Source organism: Halocynthiibacter sp. (assembly GCF_049608145.1).
Taxonomy (GTDB): Bacteria; Pseudomonadota; Alphaproteobacteria; order Rhodobacterales; family Rhodobacteraceae; genus Halocynthiibacter.
On sequence record NZ_JBMYXF010000004.1, the window covers coordinates 53,084 to 72,307 of the forward strand.

The window sequence follows — 19,224 nt, forward strand, 5'->3', positions numbered from 1 at the left end:
AAAGAGCGGGGCAAAAGCCCCGCGCCTTATTTTCCGGTAATTTCAGGAGGTTGAGACGGGTCTTTACTGTTCGGGTAAACCAGACCGGCTGAAATCACCAGTTTCGCAGCATCCTCTACTGTCATTTCCAGTTCCACGATGTCTTTACGTGGTACAAACAACAGAAAACCAGAAGTTGGGTTTGGGGTTGTTGGTAGGAAGACGGACATAATGTCGTCATCTTCTGGAATGTCCTTTTTAATCTCGCCTTTGGCAGACGTCGAGATAAAGGCGATCGCCCAGAGGCCCTTGCGGGGGTATTCGATTAGGCAGGCTTTTTTGAAGGTATTATCGGCCTGACTGAAAACGGTTTCAGCTATTTGTTTCAATCCATTATAGATCGATCTTACCACAGGCATACGATCCACAATACGTTCACCCATGCCAAGCAACGACCGGCCAAATAGGCCTTTGGCCATCCAGCCGACAATTGCGGTGAAGATCAGAAAGATGATCACACCAAGGCCGCGCAGGTTGATACCGATATACTGTTCCGGCATCAGTTCTGCTGGGACAAAAGGTAAAACCCAGCTGTCGATCCAGCCTACAAGGTTCCAGATCAGCCAGGCTGTCAGGAAGATTGGGGCAATGACGACCAGACCCGTCAGAAAGCTGGCGCGCAGCCCGGCAAAACGGGAAGGGCGGTGGCGCCGGTCTTCTTTATTGTCATCAGTCATTGTGTGGCCTGTTTTGTCATTATTATGAATTAGGAAGCGTCTTGAGGTTCTGCCAGCCCAGCTGCGATTTTAGCCGCAAGGCGCGCGTTATTCAGAACAAGATCGATATTCGCGGCAAGAGATTTGCCTTCGGTCAGTTCAAAGATACGCTGCAGTAGGAAAGGCGTGACAGATTTGGCCGCGACACCTTGCTTGTCGGCCTCGGAAATTGCCTGTGCAATAACCGGGGCGAGTGTTTCAGCCGCGATTTCGGATGTTTCCGGAATAGGGTTCGCGACGAGTTGTCCACCGGGCAGGCCAAGTTGTGTACGCATCTTTTGTGCGCGCGCAATGTCTAAAGGATCATCCATACGCACGGGCGCCTTCATGCCGGAAGACCGCGACCAGAACGCCGGGAAGTCATCTTGACCATGGGCGATAACAGGAACACCCAAAGTTTCAAGAACTTCCAGTGTTTTAGGAAGATCAAGGATTGCCTTCGCACCCGCAGCGACCACGGTGACCGGAGTTTCGGAAAGCTCTCTTAGGTCTGCGGAAACATCAAAGGTTTCTTCCGCACCTTTATGAACCCCGCCAATGCCGCCGGTGGCGAAAACAGAAATGCCGGCCAGATGTGCGCAGATCATGGTGGCGGCCACAGTTGTTGCGCCGTACCCGCCGGTGACCAGTCGCGCAGCCAGATCCGCACGGGAAAGTTTGGCAACATCCTGTGCCTGACCCAGTTCTTCCAGTTCAGCGTCTGACAGGCCAATATGGATTTTACCGTTCATAATTGCGATGGTCGCAGGGACTGCGCCATTTTCACGGATCGTTGCTTCCACTCGACGGGCTGTTTCAACATTCTGCGGCCAGGGCATGCCATGGGTGATAATGGTGCTTTCCAAGGCCACAAGTGGTGCACCGGTTGTGAGTGCGGCGGATACTTCCTGTGAAAAAACAAGGGGCAGGGAGGTGTTGTTCATTTTATTCTCGGTTCTATTGCGGGGAGTTCCCGGAAACGTAGTTGGCGGCAGCTTTCAACGCAGATGCAAGGGCATCTTCTGGCGCATCGCCACGCAGTTCAGCCGCAATATGGGCGGCCATGAATGTATCACCTGCCCCCGTGACGCGGGTGACCATGACTTCTGGTGGGGCTTGTGAGATGACTTTGCCATTGGCAGAGAAACCGGCTGGGCGACCACCATCAGATACCATAGCACGTGCGGCACCCCGATCGGTCAGGGCGCGGGCCGCGTCAGAGGCGTTTTCAAAATCCTTCTTCAGAAGAAGCCCTGCTTCTTCCAAGTTTACATAGAAGGTCGCGCTAGGATGGTTCATCAGGGGCAACAGGCGTTCAGCTTTGCCGGGGGATGCGGGGGCAATGCGCAGGTCTGCCTTTGAAAACAGGGGGCTGTGCGCAATTTCTTCAAGCAGGGCCAGTGTCAGGTTGCCATCAAGTGCAATGGTGCCTTCAAAAGGAGCATGCGCAGCACCAAATGTGCCATCTTCCATGGGGCGCAGAATTTTGGCACCCGCGGCCTCAAGTGAATGTGCATCAGCAATAGCAGCGATCAGGCCGTTTGCACCCTCGATGGCCATATAAACGTCGGTCGGCAGATCCTCGGACCGGTACAGATGTTGTGTAACCATTCCCATGGACCTAGCGGCCCGCATCAGTTCTTCGCCCGCTTCATCACGCCCGATTGCGCCTAAAAGAACGGGCGTCAGGGAAAAACGGGTGAATGTCATAGCGATATTCATCGCAACACCGCCAGGGATACGCAGGATACGCCCCGGCACATCAGAACCCACGCGCATATGTCGGTCGGTTCGACCGATCACATCCCAGAGGATTGCGCCAACACAAAGAACGCGTGGCTGATCATTATTTTGCAAAGCTGTCATAGCGGTGATAGGTCGCAGGGCCGGGCCTGCTTTGCAAGGGGTGACATAGGAATTGCCGGGGAAATTCGTGTTTATCGGTGTTTTCCGGCAAGAAACTGCTGTTTGCATATGTTTTTCGTGATTGCGGGCCTTGCAAGGGGCAGGGAAGGCAGGTATAGCCGCCCCACTTCACAGACGAAGTCCGGGCCAGAGGGGGAGACATCCCTGAAAGTCCACCGGTTGGGAGAGCATCTCCCTGATTGGCTTCGTCAAGGCGTAAACCGGAAAAGGAAACCGATATGGCTATTCCAGAATTTACAATTCGCCAGCTGCTAGAAGCTGGTGTACACTTTGGTCACCAGACACAGCGCTGGAACCCACGTATGCAAGAGTACATCTATGGCTCACGCAATGGCATCCACATTTTCGATCTGACACAGACTGTTCCTATGCTGGACGCAGCTCTGAATGCAGTTCGTGAAACTGTTGCTAAAGGCGGCCGTGTACTGTTCGTTGGAACTAAGCGTCAGGCTGCTTCTGCAATCGCAGACGCTGCTGAGAAATCCGCTCAGTACTACATGAACCACCGTTGGTTGGGGGGCACGCTCACCAACTGGAAAACTGTTTCCAACTCTATCAACCGTCTGAAGTCCATCGACGAAAAACTGTCCGAAGGCGCAGAAGGTCTGACCAAGAAAGAACGTCTTGGCATGGAACGTGACCAGCAGAAGCTTCAGGCATCTCTGGGCGGCATCCGTGACATGGGCGGTGTTCCTGATCTGCTGTTCGTCATCGACGTAAACAAAGAATCCCTTGCAATCGCAGAAGCGAAAAAGCTGGGCATTCCTGTTGTTGGTATCGTTGATACAAACGCAAACCCTGCTGGCGTTGATTACGTTATCCCAGGCAACGATGATGCGGCACGTGCAATTGCACTTTACACCGATCTCGCGGCACGTGCGGCACTGGACGGTATGACCGCTCAGATGGGCGCAGCTGGTATGGATCTTGGCGAAATGGAAGCTTCTTTGGAAGAAACCATCGCTGAAGAAGCACCTGCTGAAGCTTAAGCTTCACAAAACTGATACCGGGAAGATGTATGTCTTCCCGGATTTTCCTATTCAGACTACTCTCAAGGAGAGCCGACATGGCGATTACCGCTAAATTGGTTAAAGAACTCCGCGATTCCACCGGCGCTGGCATGATGGACGCGAAAAAAGCCCTGACTGAAACCAATGGTGACATGGAGGCCGCAGTTGATTGGCTTCGCACCAAAGGTCTTGCGAAGGCTGCTAAAAAATCCGGTCGTATCGCTGCTGAAGGCCTTGTTGCCGTTGCAGTTGAAGGCGGCAAAGGCGTTGCTGTTGAAGTGAACTCCGAAACTGACTTTGTTGGCAAAAACGCTGACTTCCAGGGCATGGTTGGCAAGATCGCTGCTGCGGCAACCGGTGTTGACACTGTTGAAGCACTGGCTGCGACCGAAGTTGACGGCAAGCCTGTTGAAGCCATGATCACTGACGCTGTTGCAACCATCGGCGAGAACATGTCTCTACGTCGTATGGCTGTTGTTGAAGGTGAAACTGTTGTTTCATACATCCACAACTCTGTGACCGACGGCATGGGCAAAATCGGTGTTCTTGTGGGCCTGAAAGGCGCTGACAACGGTATTGGCAAACAGCTGGCAATGCACATTGCGGCTGCAAACCCCGCATCTTTGTCCGAAGCTGATCTGGACGCATCTGTTGTTGAAAAAGAACGTCAGGTTCAAATCGACATCGCACGTGAATCTGGCAAGCCAGAAGCTGTGATCGAGAAAATGATCGTTGGCCGCATGAAGAAATTCATGTCCGAAGTTACTCTTCTGGGCCAGGCGTTCGTTGTGAACCCAGATCTGACTGTTGAAGCTGCTGCGAAAGAAGCTGGTGTTGAAATCACTGCTTTTGTTCGCATGGAAGTTGGCGAAGGCATCGAGAAAAAAGAAGAAGATTTCGCTGCAGAAGTTGCTAAGGCAGCTCAGGGTTAATCACCCAGCGCGATGTTAGCTTAAAAAGGCCGGGCAGGGGACTGTCCGGCCTTTTCATGTCTGGACTATTGCATGGGACATAACTTCTGAGAATAGCGCTGACGATCACATGATTTGGTTTGGTATAACAGAAAAAGCGACCCTCCGGGATGGAAGGTCGCTGTTCTATCCATGTCTCGGGATGAGGATTAAGACATCAGATGTGCCGGTTGATATAGTCTATCCTACACCAACCGGCGATCCGGTTTCCCGGGAAAAAGCAGGAGCCTCGGTATTGCAAGGACTGCTGTTTCGTAAGTTCCAAGGCTAAATTGCCACCACGACGGAACACCTTAACTATGCCCTTATTTGATGCAAAATATAAGTATGGGATTCCTTACCTTGGGTTAACTATTCCTATAGGAGGATATTCAAATTCAAAATTTAGGTGCAACCGGGCAAAAGAAATTCAAATTACATCAAGCATCTACAAGGAACATCTGTTTCTGAACCGATGCTTTCAATACCGCTTGCGCCGTGGTTTCCACATCAAGCGCACCACGGGCCAGTCGCAGATGTTTTTCAACAGTCGCCGGAGTTAGCCCCATAATGCAGGCGATGTCCTGCATGGTTTTTCCTTCGCCGACCCATTCCAACACTTCGCGCTGACGCTGGGTAAGGGGGCGTCGCTGACCGAACCAAGGCATATTTATGATCTTGAGATGCGCGACATTGTTCATCACAAGAATATCCTGACCATGTTCTGCCCAGATCTCGTCAACAACATCCTGCGAAATGTCCGATGGCGCAGTCAGTGCAATTCCACCTCGTTCTCGGTAAGAAACAGACTTAAAGCTGATCGTATAGCCAGATGTCACGCCAAGCCGACGATTGAAATCAACGACTTTCATTTCACTTTCTGTGAAACCTCCGGACTGGATCTGATCGGCCATCCAGCTCCAAGAACATGCACCCTCATTTTCAAGGGACCAACGCACCATCGGCGCATTATAATACAGTTTTTCGCCAAAAAAGACATCAAGATAGGTCGTGGAATGATTTGATAACAAAAGCAAATCATCTTGATCGCCAAGCGACCGACCATTCCGGTATCTGGTATATCCATACATAATGCGATCGAAACCATATTCGAGCATTTTATTCAGGTGCAGTGTCCAGACATCTTCGAGGCACTGACACGCCGTCAGTTTTTCAAGATGCTCGGCAATCATCGGTCTGGTGCTTTCAGGTGAGATGTAAGCGCATCAATTGCCAGGATATAACTGTTGGGGCCAAAGCCTGCGATCTGTCCCAAGGCAACGGGGGCGATAAAGCTTTTATGCCGGAACGCTTCACGTGCGTGAATGTTAGACAGATGCACCTCGACAACGGGTAGTTTAACAGACGAAATTGCATCCATTAATGCGACTGATGTATGGGTAAATGCGCCGGCGTTCAAAATAATACCTTTGGCATGGGTTCTGGCGTCGTGGATCGCATCAATCAAAACGCCTTCATGGTTAGATTGTAAACATGTCAGTTCAAACCCAAGTGCCTTGGCGTGTTCAATGGCGTTTTGTTCGATTTCATCAAGCGTCGTGCCGCCATATACATCAGTCTGGCGGGTTCCCAACAGGTTTAAATTCGGTCCATTTAATAGCAAAATATTCACGTGGTGTCCTCATTCCTCAGTTAAACCTTAGTTCGTAACAGGTGGATTTGTCGAGCTTTTCAAAGAACCGGCGTGATAAATTGATTAAATACGTCATTTTTTTCTCGGTGTTGTCAAATTGGTTAGGTTTATTATGAATTTTATTTACATAATACCAATTATGAGCGCTAATCATTCAGATAAAATCCAGGAAACTGTACAACAGGCAGACCACCCCTAGGATGCCCTGCCTGACTTTTTGCTGGAATTACGAGCGTGACAGTAATGCCCCTGGTCTTGCGTTCGCGATCTGCGCCGTGATCAGGCCGACAATCACCGCCTTGACGATATCTACCGGAATGAACACCAGCATCGACTTGCTCATGTCGATCACAGATTTGTCCAAGTAGGATGCAAGCCAAACAATTCCAATGGGATACAGAACCAGAACCCCACCAACCAAGGATGCAACGATTGCGCCTGTCAGAAGATTTGAGGTCCAACGTTCAAAGATAAACCCAGTCACAAATGCCGCCAGAACATAGCCGTAAAGAAAACCTGCTGTCGCCCCAGCAAACGGCGCCAGCCCACCACGTGCACCTGTCAGAATGGGAAGTCCAATCGCAGCAAGAACAAGGAATAGGATTACAGCCAAAGCGCCACGCTTCGACCCAAGAATGATACCACACAACATTACGCCCATAAGCTGCAGAGAAATCGGCACTCCTGGGATCAGTTGAATGGATGGGATCAGTCCCAGCACCGCCGTGAGCGCTGCCAACAAGGCTATATAGGTTACATTTCTTTCCATTGTCGCGTTTCCTGTCATGGTTTTGAGGTGAGATGTGGATGTTATCCACAGTATAGATCGGTTTTTAGGAATTGTTATCCACAAGTATCAGGTGGCGAAGATAGTCCTCCACGGGCCCGGAGAGCCTCTGAAACCTGTTCAGCATCATCAATCGCTACAAGTGCAATCGGAGTCACAATATGCCACCCTGCCCTGCGTGCACTTCTGGCGCGCCAGCTTTCCCGGATCGCATCGGATTTCTCAGAAAGAACCGGTATAAAACGTATCACCATTGCAACGGCAATTTCGCCAGGCTTGGTTGAGATACCAAAGCGTCGCATAGGAAATGTGAGCCTGTGTAAGACCGAAATCATTTCAGTCAGCGGTGTTGTCATGGTTACAAGATTGGCAAGTGCAATGACTGTGCCTAATCTCAAAATAAGCGCTGCCCCTGTTTCATAATCTTGGCTCAAGAGATGCCACAGGCCAATACAAAAGACCACGGGCCAGATGCGTATCAGGTGTTTCAGACCTTCAAGGAAGAATGAAAATCCACCTATAATAAAAAGAAACGCAGCCATTCCAAAGGTCACAACCTGTATCGTAACATCAGGAAAAATGAACAATAATACAGATGCCACAAGGAGAAGCAGCAGTTTCAATCCCGCCGGAATTGAATGATAAAAGGTTCGGTTTTCAGAGGTCAGCGAAAGCATCTTTTCCCTCTAGGTTCATGGCCTTCATATACAAAGGCAATACATCTTCCGGTGTACCGTCTGTTTCAATTTCGCCGTTCTCTATCCAGATGATCCGGTCAAAGCTTTGCAGTCTGTCAGGGTCATGAGTGATCATAATGACTTGTTCTTCCAACCCATCAATTGCCCTGTTAAGGGCACGTGTCGTAGGTATATCAAGTCCGGCAAAAGGTTCATCAAGAAGGATGGTTCCCGGCGTCATGGCAAGTACAGACATCAGGCAGACAAGGTGTCTCTGGCCGCCTGATAAGGCGTGAACTGGCCGATCATACCAATCGTCTTTTCCAAACCGGCGCAAAATCATCCTGCAGTTATCCACAAGGTTATCCCCGGATTGGCCAAGCTGTTTCAGACCAAACGCGATCTCTTCCCCAACTGTTGGAAAAATGATTTGATGGTCGGGGTTCTGAAATAAAATACCAACTTCGCGAATGGCCGCTTTTCGATCCCGGAACATGTCTGACCCGTTGATTTTAACGGCACCTTCATCTGGTTTTAAAAGTCCCGCCAGAATTCTAACAAAAGAAGTCTTCCCTGACCCATTGCGGCCAATAACACCGACACGGCGTTCCTGGATTTTAAGTTCAGGCAAATTCAGAACGCAGCGTTTGCCCCGGAAAAACCGGAGCGAAGTCACCTGAATATCCTGTGTATCGTGCAAAACGGTCAAACTTTTGATCCTGAGCGGCCCTGATTCACCGTATTCATACTGCCCACAGCGTTAGGACAACAGGGAATACAGAAATACTGCACCCTGTTTTTATCGGGATCATTGCGAAAACAGGGAACCCATCAGATTTCACATAAAGATTATGAAGACGTTCTGACTGTTCCCAATGGCGATTTCGGTCCAGAAAACATGCATGTCCGTAACGTCTGGCCTGAGAGCGGAGTCGCTCTTATGGCGGAGTGTGTCGAAAACAAACCCATTTTGTCCGGTTACAGGGACTAAAAGCGAAGAATAAGGGGAAGGAATCGCAATGCCAGATGTAACTATCGTTTACTGGAGAGACATGCCTGCGCAGGTCATCGTCGGGAAAGGCCGCCGTGGCGCAAAGGCAGCACTGCCTGAACGTTTTGAGCAGGCAATCGACAGGGCTGCCATGAAAGTGAATGCGAAAGACGCAGATGCTTATCTTGCAGGTTTCCGTAAAGCAGACCCCTACCCCATGGAAGGTGATCAGGACGAGATCGCCAAATCCGAAGCCGCGCGCCTTGATGCGGAATACGACCAGGAACGCCTGAAGGCCCTGATTGCAAACGACGGACACGCAGAGAGCTGAAGCTGCTATGCACCTGACACACACGATAAAGGAGGCGATCATGTCGCTTTTGCCATTCAAAAAGAAAGCCGCGGAAGAACCGGTGATCGTTTCTCCGGAAGTTGAAGCGTTCCTTGACGGCTATTCCATCGAAGTGATGCCGCGCACCGCCGCGAAAGTGGACGATTTTCGCGATCTTTTGCCACAGGGCACCCGCGTATATGTTGCCCATATCGAAGGCACGCCCATTGAAGAAATGGTTGAAACTGCGGCCCGCCTGAACGCTGAAGGCTATGATGTGATGCCGCATTTCCCCGCGCGCATCATCAAAGACGAAGCAACGTTGGCGGACTGGATCGCGCGTTACCAAGGCGAAGCCAATGTGAACCAAGCCCTGCTACTGGCGGGCGGCGTTGATAAACCACATGGTGATTTTCATTCCTCTATGCAATTGCTGGAAACTGGCCTGTTTGACAAAGCTGGATTCAAGCGCTTGCACGTCGCGGGTCACCCCGAAGGCAACAAAGATATTGATCGCGATGGCAGCACGAAACTCGTGATGGAAGCCCTTGGTTGGAAACAAGAATTCTCCAAGCGCACCGATGCGAAAATGGCGCTTGCGACACAGTTCTGCTTTGAAGCCGGACCTGTGATTGAATGGGCTGACAGCTTGGTCGAAGCCGGCATCGATATCCCGGTTCACATCGGTGTGGCGGGCCCTGCGAAACTGCAGACGCTGATCAAATTTTCTATCGCATGTGGTGTGGGCGCCTCTCTGAAAGTGCTGCAGAAACGTGCGAAAGACGTCACCAAATTGTTGCTGCCGTTTGAACCTGATCAGTTCATCACAGATCTTGCTGCCCACAAAGCTGCAAACCCTGATTTCAACATCGAGAAGGTGCATTTCTTCCCTCTTGGTGGCATCAAAACCAACGCCAACTGGGCGATCACACATGGCGGCGCTTCTGGCGTTCCCGTTAACCAAAAATAAGAGAAAATCATGACCCGTACAGTTGTCGAAAGCAAAACAAAAACCGCCATTCTGGGTTTTGACGAACCCTTCTGCGTGATTGGCGAACGCATCAACCCAACTGGCCGCAAAATTCTTGCGGCTGAGCTGGAGCAAGGCGATTTTTCCCGCGTGGAAGCCGATGCGATCGCTCAGGTTGCCGCTGGTGCGACCATCCTTGATATCAACTCTGGCGCTGTTTTTTCTAACAAAATGGCCGAAGATCCCCGTTACGCGGACAACAACTTTGTTGAACCGCCCCTGATGGAAGAAATGGTTAAGATCGTTCAATCCGTTGTGGATGCACCGCTGTGTATTGACAGCTCTGTGCCAGGCGCGCTGGAACGTGGCCTTGCGGCGGCTGAAGGTCGCCCGCTTCTGAATTCCGTCACCGGTGAAGAAGAACGCCTTGAGATGGTTCTGCCGCTTGTTAAGAAATACAACGTGCCAGTTGTGGCGATTTCCAACGATGACACGGGTATTTCCGAAGACCCAGAAGTGCGTTTCGCGGTTGCAAAGAAAATCGTTGAACGCGCCGCTGATTTTGGCATCCCGGCCCATGACATCGTGGTTGACCCGCTTGTGATGCCAATCGGTGCGATGGGCACAGCTGGTCTGCAGGTGTTCTCACTTGTGCGTCGTCTGCGTGAAGAGCTTGGCGTGAACACCACGTGTGGTGCGTCCAATATTTCCTTTGGCCTGCCAAACCGTCACGGCATCAACAACGCCTTCCTGCCGATGGCGATGGCCTGTGGCATGACGTCCGCGATCATGAACCCAGTCGCCCTGCCCGTCGGTCCAAAGAAATTGGCTGAGAAAAAAGCAGCTGTTGAAGCCGCTGGCATTATTCTGCCTGCGGATATGGATGACGAAGCTTTCTGTCAGATGTTCGGTATCGGTTCCACCTTGCCGCGCGCTGGTAAGGAAATGGAAGCCATCCGCGCCGCCAACTTCCTGACTGACAATGATGCGTCTGGTGCAGAATGGATCCGCACCAATAAAGTCATCGTTCCAGGGGACGCAGGCGGTCGCGGAGGTCGTCGCCGTCGTCGGGGCTGATCCGTTAAGAAATAATATAAAAAGGCCCGTATTTTCTGCGGGCCTTTTTTATTCTGTTTACCTTTTACTTTCATTTCCATCAAGAAACACAACCCTTGATTGTGTGTTTCATATGTGCGATTTGTAATTCAGCAGGCAGAGATATGTAAACTTCTCTCAGACAGCGGATAATTTCAGGTGAAAGGGTTCAGTAGGTGTTTTGTAAGGGTTTGATATATGGGAAATATTATGTCAACTTTTCGCGCAGCGTTGTTTCGTATATACTTAAGTTTGGGAAATTATCACTGCTCTGGATTGCGTGCACTTACATCATTCTAGCTACGCCTATTCAAGCTGCCGAGCCTCCCCGCGTGTTATTCATGGGCGATTCAATGTTAGCCTGGAACAGAAGCACGGGAAGATCCGTCGCAGATTATCTTGCGCGGGAAACCAATGGGTTTGTGGCAGATCAATCTCGAAATGGTGCGTCCTATTTTACCCAGGTCAGGCCTCTGGCTGGAATACGGGGGAATATCCCATCTCAATTCCTTGATGGTGATTGGGATTGGATTGTATTGAATGGGGGGGGAAATGATCTGTTGTTTGGCTGTGGATGTAATGCCTGTGACGCACACATCAGACGATTGATTGATCGGAATCATGACTGGGGGGCAATTCCCGATCTGATACATTTTTTGCTTCAGACGACTGATGCTAAGGTCATCTATACCGGATATCTCCGCAGCCCTGGTCGCAGCAGTATGATTGAACACTGTGCAAGTTCCGGTTCCGAACTGGAACAACGTATTTCCCACATGGCGCGTACAACAAATCGGTTATTTTTCCTATCGCTTCAGGATCTGGTGCCCCATGGCGACCTGACCTATCACTCGGCCGCAAGAATACACCCCTCCCCAAAGGGCAGCGCAGCAATAGCTGCTCGTATCTCCGCATTGATACATCAGTAAGACCTAGCGTCACTGCCACCAAGCCACACCCGAAGATAGAGTTGGCGAACTGAACTAGAACAGAGTTTCCGGTCTAAAAACTGGATGACTTGTTAGGTGATATGCGAAATTCAACTATGTTTTTGGAAGAAATTCGTTTTTTGGTGCCCGAGGTGGGACTCGAACCCACACGCTGTTACCAGCGGGGGATTTTGAATCCCCTGCGTCTACCATTCCGCCACTCGGGCCTGCTTTTGTAGCAAGCTCTCACGATGTAACCTCACTGGAATGTGGGGTCAATCTGGAAATTCACACCAAACCACATTCCGTCGAATATTTTTTAGTTGCTGTGAAAATCTGAGATTAACTCAACTTAGGATTTATACTGGCTAAAACTGCTCCTTTTGTGTTATTCCTACGTTAACAATGATGGCGGAATTCGCCACACACACAGGCAGTAACACGTAAGGCAGTCAGGCAGTGGCAGTCATAGCAACCTTTTTGGGGTTTCCCATTAGTGCATTCAGCGATCCGCCTGGCGGGGGCAATGATCCCTTTGTCATGTCAAATACGGATCCGGCCCAGTTGTTGAATGTCAGTATCGATGATGATGACAATACGATCGATGGCGATACAATTTCCAACGAAACGCCCAATGATTCCAATCAGATCGCAACGGTCACTGACGCATCTGGTACGTTGGTTTCTATGGACGCCTGCTATGTGGAATGGACAGCAACTTATACCGGCACCAATGGCGATGTTATTGAGGTCTGGCGGATTGAACTGGACAATGGCTTACGTATCTTTGCGATGTCACAGATCCCTGCCGCTGGGATTGTGTATTCAACATCCAATAAGGATCAGGGCGCCAACGGCCTTGATCCATCCACCCTGCCCCAGATCCCTTGCTTTACAGCTGGTACGCGTATCGAAGCTTTGTTTGGCCCCCAGGACATTTCCACGCTTAAGCCGGGCGATTTAATCCGTTCGGCCAATGGTGATGCCCTTGAACTGAAATGGATTGGTCATCGTTTTCTGTCCAGACAGGAACTGCGGGATCACCCACAATTGCGACCTGTCCGTATCACTGCGGGGGCCATGGGGGGCGGTCTGCCTGTGCGAGATCTGCTTGTGTCTCGCCAGCACCGAATGCTGGTCAGTTCTCCGATCGCAAAACGAATGTTTGGTACAAATGATGTGCTGATTGCGGCGATCCGGCTGACTGAACTTCCAGGAATATTCATTGATACCACTGTGCAGGCGATTGAATACATTCATCTTCTTTTTGATCAACACAGCGTCATTCTGGCGGAAGGCACCCCCAGCGAAAGCCTTTTCACCGGGGTTCAAGCCATGCAATCGGTTCCCGAAGAGGCACGTTCCGAGATTTACCATCTTTTTCCTGAACTGAGTGATGGCAAAATGCCAGCAAGCGCACGCCCCATCCCGCGCAACCGTCAACAAAAGCAATTGATAAAGCGTCACTTGCGCAACGATAAATCCTTGCTGGCCTCATACGTCTGCAAAAATTCTGCCTAAAGCCGCTTCAAACGCCGTTTGCGACAGGAATAATGCCGCGCGCAGGGTGTCTAAGCCCGCTAGGCCTTGTATGCTGACGCAAAGACGCGACTTACAGGCAGGCCAATGACTTCTGAGAACTCCACCGACCCTCTCGTGATTTTCACCCCATCCGGCAAACGCGGGCACTTTCCCACCGGAACCCCGGTACTGACTGCCGCCCGGCAGTTGGGCGTTGATCTTGATTCCGTCTGCGGCGGACGCGGGATATGTTCAAAATGCCAGGTTGAACCCTCTTTTGGTGAATTTCCAAAACATGGTGTGACGGTTGCAGAAACCGCTCTGTCGGAATGGAACAAAGTTGAACAACGCTATGACGATAAACGCGGATTGACCAAAGGCCGACGCTTAGGATGTCAGGCGACCATTCAATCCGACGTTGTCATCGATGTGCCAGCAGGCAGTCAGGTGCACCGTCAGGTCGTGCGCAAACGGGCCGAAGCCCGCGACATTATGATTAATCCGGCAGTACGCCGTTATTATGTCGAGGTCGAACAACCTGACATGCACGAGCCGTCTGGCGATCTGGAACGTCTGCGGCAAGCTTTGGAAAAACATTTTGATATCAAAGGCATTGATGCCGACCTTCATGTTCTTCAAAGCTTGCAAACCACCCTTCGTAAAGGCGATTGGAAAGTGACCTGCGCTGTTTCTACAGGTATCACCGAAGGTACTGGCGCACAAAAGCCTGCGATCCTTCAGGTCTGGCCTGGCTACCATGAAACCCCGCTTTATGGCCTTGCTGTTGACCTTGGTTCCACCACCATCGCCGCCCATCTTTGTGATCTGACAACTGGTGAAGTCGTCGCATCGTCCGGCATTATGAACCCGCAGATCCGCTTTGGCGAAGATCTGATGAGCCGCGTCAGCTATTCCATGATGAACGAAGGCGGTGCCGCCGAAATGACCCGCGCTGTGCGTGAAGGCATGAATGCCCTGTTCACCCAAATCGCGATTGAGGCCGAGATCGGCACAGATCAGATCATGGATGTGGTCTTTGTGATGAACCCTGTGATGCACCATCTCTTCTTGGGAATCGATCCTTATGAGTTGGGCCAGGCGCCCTTTGCCCTGTGCACCTCAGAAGCGCTCTCAGTGCGTGCCTCTACCTTGGGTCTTACAATCCACCCATCAGCGCGCGCCTATATCTTGCCTTCCATCGCGGGCCACGTCGGTGCTGACGCGGCCGCTGTCACATTGTCGGAAGCACCAGACAAATCCGAAGACCTTGTTCTTCTCGTGGATGTGGGCACCAACGCGGAAATTCAACTGGGCAATAAAGAAAAGGTTTATGCCTGTTCTTCCCCCACTGGCCCCGCCTTTGAGGGCGCACAGATTTCGTCCGGTCAACGTGCAGCCCCTGGCGCGATTGAACGCGTTGAGATTAACTCTGAAACCAAAGAACCGCGTTTTCGCGTGATCGGCTCGGAAATCTGGTCAGATGAACCCGGGTTTGCTGAGGCTGTCGCAACCTCTGGCATCACCGGTATCTGCGGATCTGGTATTATTGAGGCGGTCGCAGAAATGCGCATGGCAGGCATTCTGGATGCCTCAGGCCTCATCGGGTCCGCTGAACAGGTCGGGAGCACACGCTGCTTTGCAGACGGACGCACCAATTCCTATACCATCTGGGACGGCACTGCAGATGGCGGCCCATTGATTACGGTCACCAACCCTGACATCCGTGCAATCCAGATGGCAAAGGCTGCGCTGTATTCCGGCGCACGTCTTTTAATGGATAAATTCGGCACCGACACGGTTGATCGTGTTGTTTTGGCCGGCGCTTTCGGCGCCCATATCAGCCCAAAACACGCGATGGTTCTGGGTATGATTCCGGATTGCGAGATCGACAAGGTCACAAGCGCGGGCAACGCCGCAGGCACCGGCGCACGCATCGCGCTTTTGAATGTGGCTGCGCGTGGCGAGATTGAGGAAATAGTCCGCAATATCATAAAGATTGAAACCGCTATTGAGCCAAGCTTCCAAAGCCACTTCGTAAATGCAAGCGCGATTCCGAATTCATCCGATCCGTTCCCCATCCTTGGTACGCATGTGACACTGCCGGACGTGAATTATAACACTGGCGGTGGCGATGGAGGCGGACGTCGCAGACGTCGCCGGGGTTAATCATCGCTCTTGGTCGTAACGATAGCTTTCTCAGATCTGAATAATCGCCTGCTGTATTCAGATCTGAGGATTGCCGCGGATATAAGGTTTCACGTCAGCGAACCGCCCGGATTGTGACAAAGAGCCGATCTACATCGCAGAAACCAAAAGTCGCAAGGACAGAATGACATTCTGGGTCTCCCCTTGGCGGAATGACCCGTTAATTGAGCCTAAGCTGATTTAGTATCCTCTTGACCGCATCTTCCTACAAAGATAGTCAGACCACGTTGCGGGTGTAGCTCAATGGTAGAGCAGCAGCTTCCCAAGCTGAATACGAGGGTTCGATTCCCTTCACCCGCTCCACTTCCCTTTATGTTTGACTGCAAAAACCCTACTTTCATTGACCAATGATACAGATCAATGTCATAATAATTTTGTTGTTTCTTTTAGGGGTTTCCGATGGGTTCTGTAGCGTTGATGTTTTTGGGTTTGCTGGCTGGTGGTGTGTTGATTTTCGACGACGGAGGCAGCAAAGACAGTGATCCTGATGATAATAACGACGGCGGGAATACACCGGATCCTCAAGGTCAGGAAGCTACTGATCGTCTGGAAGTCGGAGACGCATCCGTTGACTCCCTTAAAGGAGCAGCCGGTGATGACCAGCTCTTTGGTAAGGCAGGAAATGATTTTCTTGTTGGAAACAGCGGCAATGATAGATTGTTTGGAGGCGATGGCGAAGATATTCTGTCTGGCGGTGACGGAGATGATTTCCTACGTGGTGGAGCAGATGATGATTTGCTGGCCGGTGGCACTGGCGAAGATCACCTGAAAGGAGATTCTGGTGATGATTTACTTATAAGTTCTGGTGGTATTGACGACACTGTACTTCAGGGCGCCATTTCCTTTGCGCTGAACAACCCGAATGCAACTGATGAACAGTTGGACGAAAAAGTCGAAGGCCTTTTTGATCCGGACAATGCGGACCAAGAAAAAGATATAGTGGATGGCGGCAAAGGCGACGACACTTTTATTCTGGGTGGGAATGATGTCGCCAAAGGTGAACAAGGAATGGATACATTCGTTGTGGGAGATTGGATTACGCCAGGGAACCCCGTGACGATTGAGGATTACGAAGCCAGTGAAAACATCATTTTCAGCATACCAAAAGGTACAGCAGAACCTATGATTGATTTTTCTTATGATCCCGACGTGAACACGACAACTGTTCTGATCGACAAAGAACCGACGGTTATATTGACTGGAATCGATTTTAACAGTGTAGATGTCAAGCTTTCAACCGCAGAACGTTCTGCTAGTGATGTTGCCTAATATCCAGTTAGAAAATCAAGGGTTGCCAATTTCGATTAGGCACCCCTTCTTGCCCCTTGAAAATCGTTGTCTTCCCAGGCTAACTGCGCCCTATGGAAACCCGTTATCATACACCGCTTTCACCTGTTGAAATGTCCCGTTTTGGATGCGAAGGCGAATGGCCTTATGGCATGGCTGATCGGGTTCATTTTCACGAACTTGACAGCCTGAACCACGTGAACAATGTGGTGTATTTCTCCTGGTTTGAAAACATACGTGTCCGCTATATGCAGGAATGGGGCCTTTCGGATTATTCAGCAACATCCGATAATCCGCGCCTTGTGGTTAAAAATGTTTCGGCTGACTATAAGCGGGAAATGCATATGGGCGAAGACTATCTGGTCACCGCCCGGACAAAAGAGTTCAGAAACACTAGTTTCACAATGGAATACGCGCTTTGGTCTGATGGGTTACGGGCCACGGGCGAAGCCGTTGTTGTGTCCCTTGAACCCGACGGCAGTGGTAAGCGCCCGCTGTCAGATGATCTGAAACAACGTTTTATCACCTTGGATGGCGCCCTGCCCTCTGCTTAATTCCTGTTCACCTTAATGTAATCCACCAGACCTATGGTGGATGCGTCTTTGCCAGTGCTGTCTTCTGCCCCAGACACAATAGGTTGCAAAGCAACGGCCAATTCTTTGCCCAGCTCCACGCCCCATTGATCGTATGAATTGATGCCAAGCAGGACACCTTCCACAAACACCCGATGTTCATAAAGTGCAATGATTTTGCCAAGCATCGAAGGTGTGAGTTGTGGGTAAAGCAAGGTTGTCGAAGGACGGTTTCCGGGGAAAACCCGGTGGCGTGCTTGGCGTTCCAGTTCGGCACCTTCAAACCCTTTTGCCGCCATCCGTGACCGTGCAACGTCAAGGGATCGCCCCAACATCAATGCCTCGGATTGAGCCAGACAATTGGCGACCAGCAACTCATGTTGATGCGCAAGATCCTCTTCATGCCCTTTCGCCGCCAACAGGAATTCACAGGGAATAACCCGTGTGCCCTGATGAATAAGCTGATAGAATGCGTGTTGACCATTGGTGCCGGGTTCCCCCCAGACAACTGGCCCGGTATGCACCGGCGTATCAGAACCACCCATACAAACAGATTTGCCGTTGCTCTCCATCTCAAGCTGTTGAAGGTATGCAGGCAAACGCTGTAGGCGTTGGTCATAGGGCAAGACCGCCCGAGTGCCATAGCCTAGGCCCTGATTGTGCCAAATCCCGGTCAAAGCCAGCATCACAGGCATGTTTTCCAGCAATGGCGCCGTTCGGAAATGATCATCCATCTCGCGGGCGCCTGTCAAAAACTCAGCAAACCGGTCCGCGCCAATCGCGATCATGATTGTCAGGCCAATCGGCCCCCAAAGCGAATACCGCCCGCCGACCCAGTCTTCAAACCCAAAGACACGTTCCGCCGGAATGCCCCATTCCGCCGTTTTTTCCAGGTTGCTAGACAAAGCCGCGAATTGCGCACCGGGATCACGCACATCGCGCGCCATCCAGTCCCGCGCAGTTTGCGCGTTGGTCATGGTTTCGATGGTGGTGAATGTTTTGGACGCCACAAGGATCAGTGTTGTTTCTGGATCAAGATCCTGCAAAACCTCATGAATATGCGCCCCATCCACATTGGAAACAAAATGGGTGCGGGGGCCGTCATGGTAGGGTTTCAGCGCAATACAGGCCATCGCAGGGCCTAGGTCGGATCCACCGATCCCAATGTTCACCACATCAGTGATCGCTCCGCCCTGCCCCTGAAAGCTGCCGTTACGCAGACTGTTGGAAAACGCCTGCATACGAGACAGAGTTTTATGAACAGCAGGCACAACATTTTCGCCATCTTCGGTGATTTTGTCCGCTGCATTTGCCCGCAAGGCTGTATGCAAAACGGCGCGGTCTTCGGTTTCGTTTATATGAACACCTGAAAACATAGCTTCACGTCTGGACTGAAAACCACAGGTGGCCAGCATGTCGGTCAGGCAGGAAAGACTGGATTCCCTTAAGGTCGTTTTTGAATAGTCAAACAGCATACCAAGCGCAGATACAGAGAATTTGTTTGCCCGCGCGGTCTCAGAAAACAAATCGGAAATACGAATGTTTTCCGCAGCGTTTGCTTCGGATTTAAGTTTATTCCACATGT

Annotated in this window: 19 protein-coding genes and 2 tRNA genes; 11 read left to right on the top strand and 10 right to left on the bottom strand. The window is 51.0% G+C overall.

Translation table 11 applies throughout. The features are described from left to right. Nucleotides 1–26: 26 nt before the first annotated feature. The 3 genes from ACPGUT_RS02665 to ACPGUT_RS02675 are packed head-to-tail and all read right to left on the bottom strand — an operon-like array spanning nt 27 to nt 2,600. A complete protein-coding gene (locus ACPGUT_RS02665; RefSeq protein ID WP_423988694.1) occupies nt 27–716 on the bottom strand; it encodes a DUF502 domain-containing protein in 690 nt (229 codons plus the stop codon). Between the two features lie 29 nt (nt 717–745). Beyond that, nucleotides 746–1,678, bottom strand: coding sequence for a pseudouridine-5'-phosphate glycosidase (locus ACPGUT_RS02670; RefSeq protein ID WP_423988695.1), 933 nt, complete (start codon nt 1,676–1,678; stop codon nt 746–748). Between the two features lie 13 nt (nt 1,679–1,691). Next, a complete protein-coding gene (locus tag ACPGUT_RS02675) occupies nt 1,692–2,600 on the bottom strand; it encodes a PfkB family carbohydrate kinase (RefSeq protein WP_423988738.1) in 909 nt (302 codons plus the stop codon). Nucleotides 2,601–2,878: 278 nt separating this feature from the next. Between ACPGUT_RS02675 and rpsB the strand changes: the two genes are divergently transcribed. Together rpsB and tsf are read left to right on the top strand one after the other, a co-directional pair. Further along, a complete protein-coding gene (gene rpsB, locus ACPGUT_RS02680; protein ID WP_423988696.1) occupies nt 2,879–3,649 on the top strand; it encodes a 30S ribosomal protein S2 in 771 nt (256 codons plus the stop codon). A gap of 77 nt (nt 3,650–3,726) precedes the next feature. Continuing rightward, nucleotides 3,727–4,602, top strand: a complete 876-nt coding sequence (gene tsf / locus ACPGUT_RS02685) for a translation elongation factor Ts (protein WP_423988697.1) — start codon at nt 3,727–3,729, stop codon at nt 4,600–4,602. A 458-nt stretch (nt 4,603–5,060) separates the two neighbouring features. Here the strand turns inward: tsf and ACPGUT_RS02690 are convergent, their stop codons facing one another. The 5 genes from ACPGUT_RS02690 to ACPGUT_RS02710 form a co-directional block, all read right to left on the bottom strand. Beyond that, nucleotides 5,061–5,813: a helix-turn-helix transcriptional regulator gene (locus ACPGUT_RS02690; RefSeq protein ID WP_423988698.1), complete on the bottom strand. Its 753-nt coding sequence runs from the start codon at nt 5,811–5,813 to the stop codon at nt 5,061–5,063. Further along, nucleotides 5,810–6,253, bottom strand: coding sequence for a type II 3-dehydroquinate dehydratase (aroQ, locus tag ACPGUT_RS02695; RefSeq protein ID WP_423988699.1), 444 nt, complete (start codon nt 6,251–6,253; stop codon nt 5,810–5,812). The genes ACPGUT_RS02690 and aroQ overlap by 4 nt, the downstream gene beginning before the upstream one ends. A gap of 247 nt (nt 6,254–6,500) precedes the next feature. Then, the gene (locus ACPGUT_RS02700; RefSeq protein ID WP_423988700.1) at nt 6,501–7,043 is read right to left on the bottom strand and encodes a biotin transporter BioY; all 543 of its coding nucleotides are present in this window, start codon (nt 7,041–7,043) and stop codon (nt 6,501–6,503) included. Between the two features lie 74 nt (nt 7,044–7,117). Continuing rightward, complete coding sequence (locus tag ACPGUT_RS02705; protein ID WP_423988701.1) at nt 7,118–7,738, bottom strand: energy-coupling factor transporter transmembrane component T family protein; 621 nt, start codon at nt 7,736–7,738, stop codon at nt 7,118–7,120. After that, complete coding sequence (locus ACPGUT_RS02710; protein ID WP_423988702.1) at nt 7,719–8,414, bottom strand: energy-coupling factor ABC transporter ATP-binding protein; 696 nt, start codon at nt 8,412–8,414, stop codon at nt 7,719–7,721. The genes ACPGUT_RS02705 and ACPGUT_RS02710 overlap by 20 nt, the downstream gene beginning before the upstream one ends. 343 nt (nt 8,415–8,757) lie before the next feature. Here ACPGUT_RS02710 and ACPGUT_RS02715 point away from each other — a divergent pair, with 343 nt between their 5' ends. The 4 genes from ACPGUT_RS02715 (at nt 8,758) to ACPGUT_RS02730 (ending at nt 12,054) form a co-directional block, all read left to right on the top strand. Beyond that, a complete protein-coding gene (locus ACPGUT_RS02715; protein WP_423988703.1) occupies nt 8,758–9,060 on the top strand; it encodes a virulence factor in 303 nt (100 codons plus the stop codon). A 40-nt stretch (nt 9,061–9,100) separates the two neighbouring features. Next, a complete protein-coding gene (locus ACPGUT_RS02720; protein ID WP_423988704.1) occupies nt 9,101–10,030 on the top strand; it encodes a methylenetetrahydrofolate reductase in 930 nt (309 codons plus the stop codon). A gap of 9 nt (nt 10,031–10,039) precedes the next feature. Then, nucleotides 10,040–11,107 (top strand): methyltetrahydrofolate cobalamin methyltransferase, encoded by a 1,068-nt coding sequence (locus ACPGUT_RS02725; RefSeq protein WP_423988705.1) that lies wholly within the window; start codon nt 10,040–10,042, stop codon nt 11,105–11,107. Nucleotides 11,108–11,466: 359 nt separating this feature from the next. Beyond that, complete coding sequence (locus tag ACPGUT_RS02730; RefSeq protein WP_423988706.1) at nt 11,467–12,054, top strand: SGNH/GDSL hydrolase family protein; 588 nt, start codon at nt 11,467–11,469, stop codon at nt 12,052–12,054. A 141-nt stretch (nt 12,055–12,195) separates the two neighbouring features. On the opposite strand, the gene ACPGUT_RS02735 is transcribed toward ACPGUT_RS02730, so the two are convergent. Beyond that, a tRNA-Leu gene (locus ACPGUT_RS02735) sits at nt 12,196–12,281 on the bottom strand. Nucleotides 12,282–12,594: 313 nt separating this feature from the next. On the opposite strand from ACPGUT_RS02735, the gene ACPGUT_RS02740 reads away from it, so the two are divergent. From ACPGUT_RS02740 to ACPGUT_RS02760, 5 genes are all read left to right on the top strand, one after another. Then, nucleotides 12,595–13,575, top strand: a complete 981-nt coding sequence (locus ACPGUT_RS02740; RefSeq protein ID WP_423988707.1) for a Hint domain-containing protein — start codon at nt 12,595–12,597, stop codon at nt 13,573–13,575. 105 nt (nt 13,576–13,680) lie between these two features. Beyond that, nucleotides 13,681–15,741, top strand: coding sequence for an ASKHA domain-containing protein (locus tag ACPGUT_RS02745; RefSeq protein WP_423988708.1), 2,061 nt, complete (start codon nt 13,681–13,683; stop codon nt 15,739–15,741). A 268-nt stretch (nt 15,742–16,009) separates the two neighbouring features. Beyond that, nucleotides 16,010–16,083, top strand: a tRNA-Gly gene (locus ACPGUT_RS02750). Between the two features lie 96 nt (nt 16,084–16,179). Next, a complete protein-coding gene (locus tag ACPGUT_RS02755; protein WP_423988709.1) occupies nt 16,180–17,049 on the top strand; it encodes a calcium-binding protein in 870 nt (289 codons plus the stop codon). A 92-nt stretch (nt 17,050–17,141) separates the two neighbouring features. Then, nucleotides 17,142–17,621: an acyl-CoA thioesterase gene (locus ACPGUT_RS02760; RefSeq protein ID WP_423988710.1), complete on the top strand. Its 480-nt coding sequence runs from the start codon at nt 17,142–17,144 to the stop codon at nt 17,619–17,621. On the opposite strand, the gene pgi is transcribed toward ACPGUT_RS02760, so the two are convergent. After that, on the bottom strand, nt 17,618–19,222 hold the full coding sequence (gene pgi / locus ACPGUT_RS02765; RefSeq protein ID WP_423988711.1) for a glucose-6-phosphate isomerase: 1,605 nt from the start codon (nt 19,220–19,222) through the stop codon (nt 17,618–17,620). The two genes, ACPGUT_RS02760 and pgi, sit on opposite strands and share 4 nt — an antisense overlap. Between the last annotated feature and the right edge of the window lie 2 nt (nt 19,223–19,224).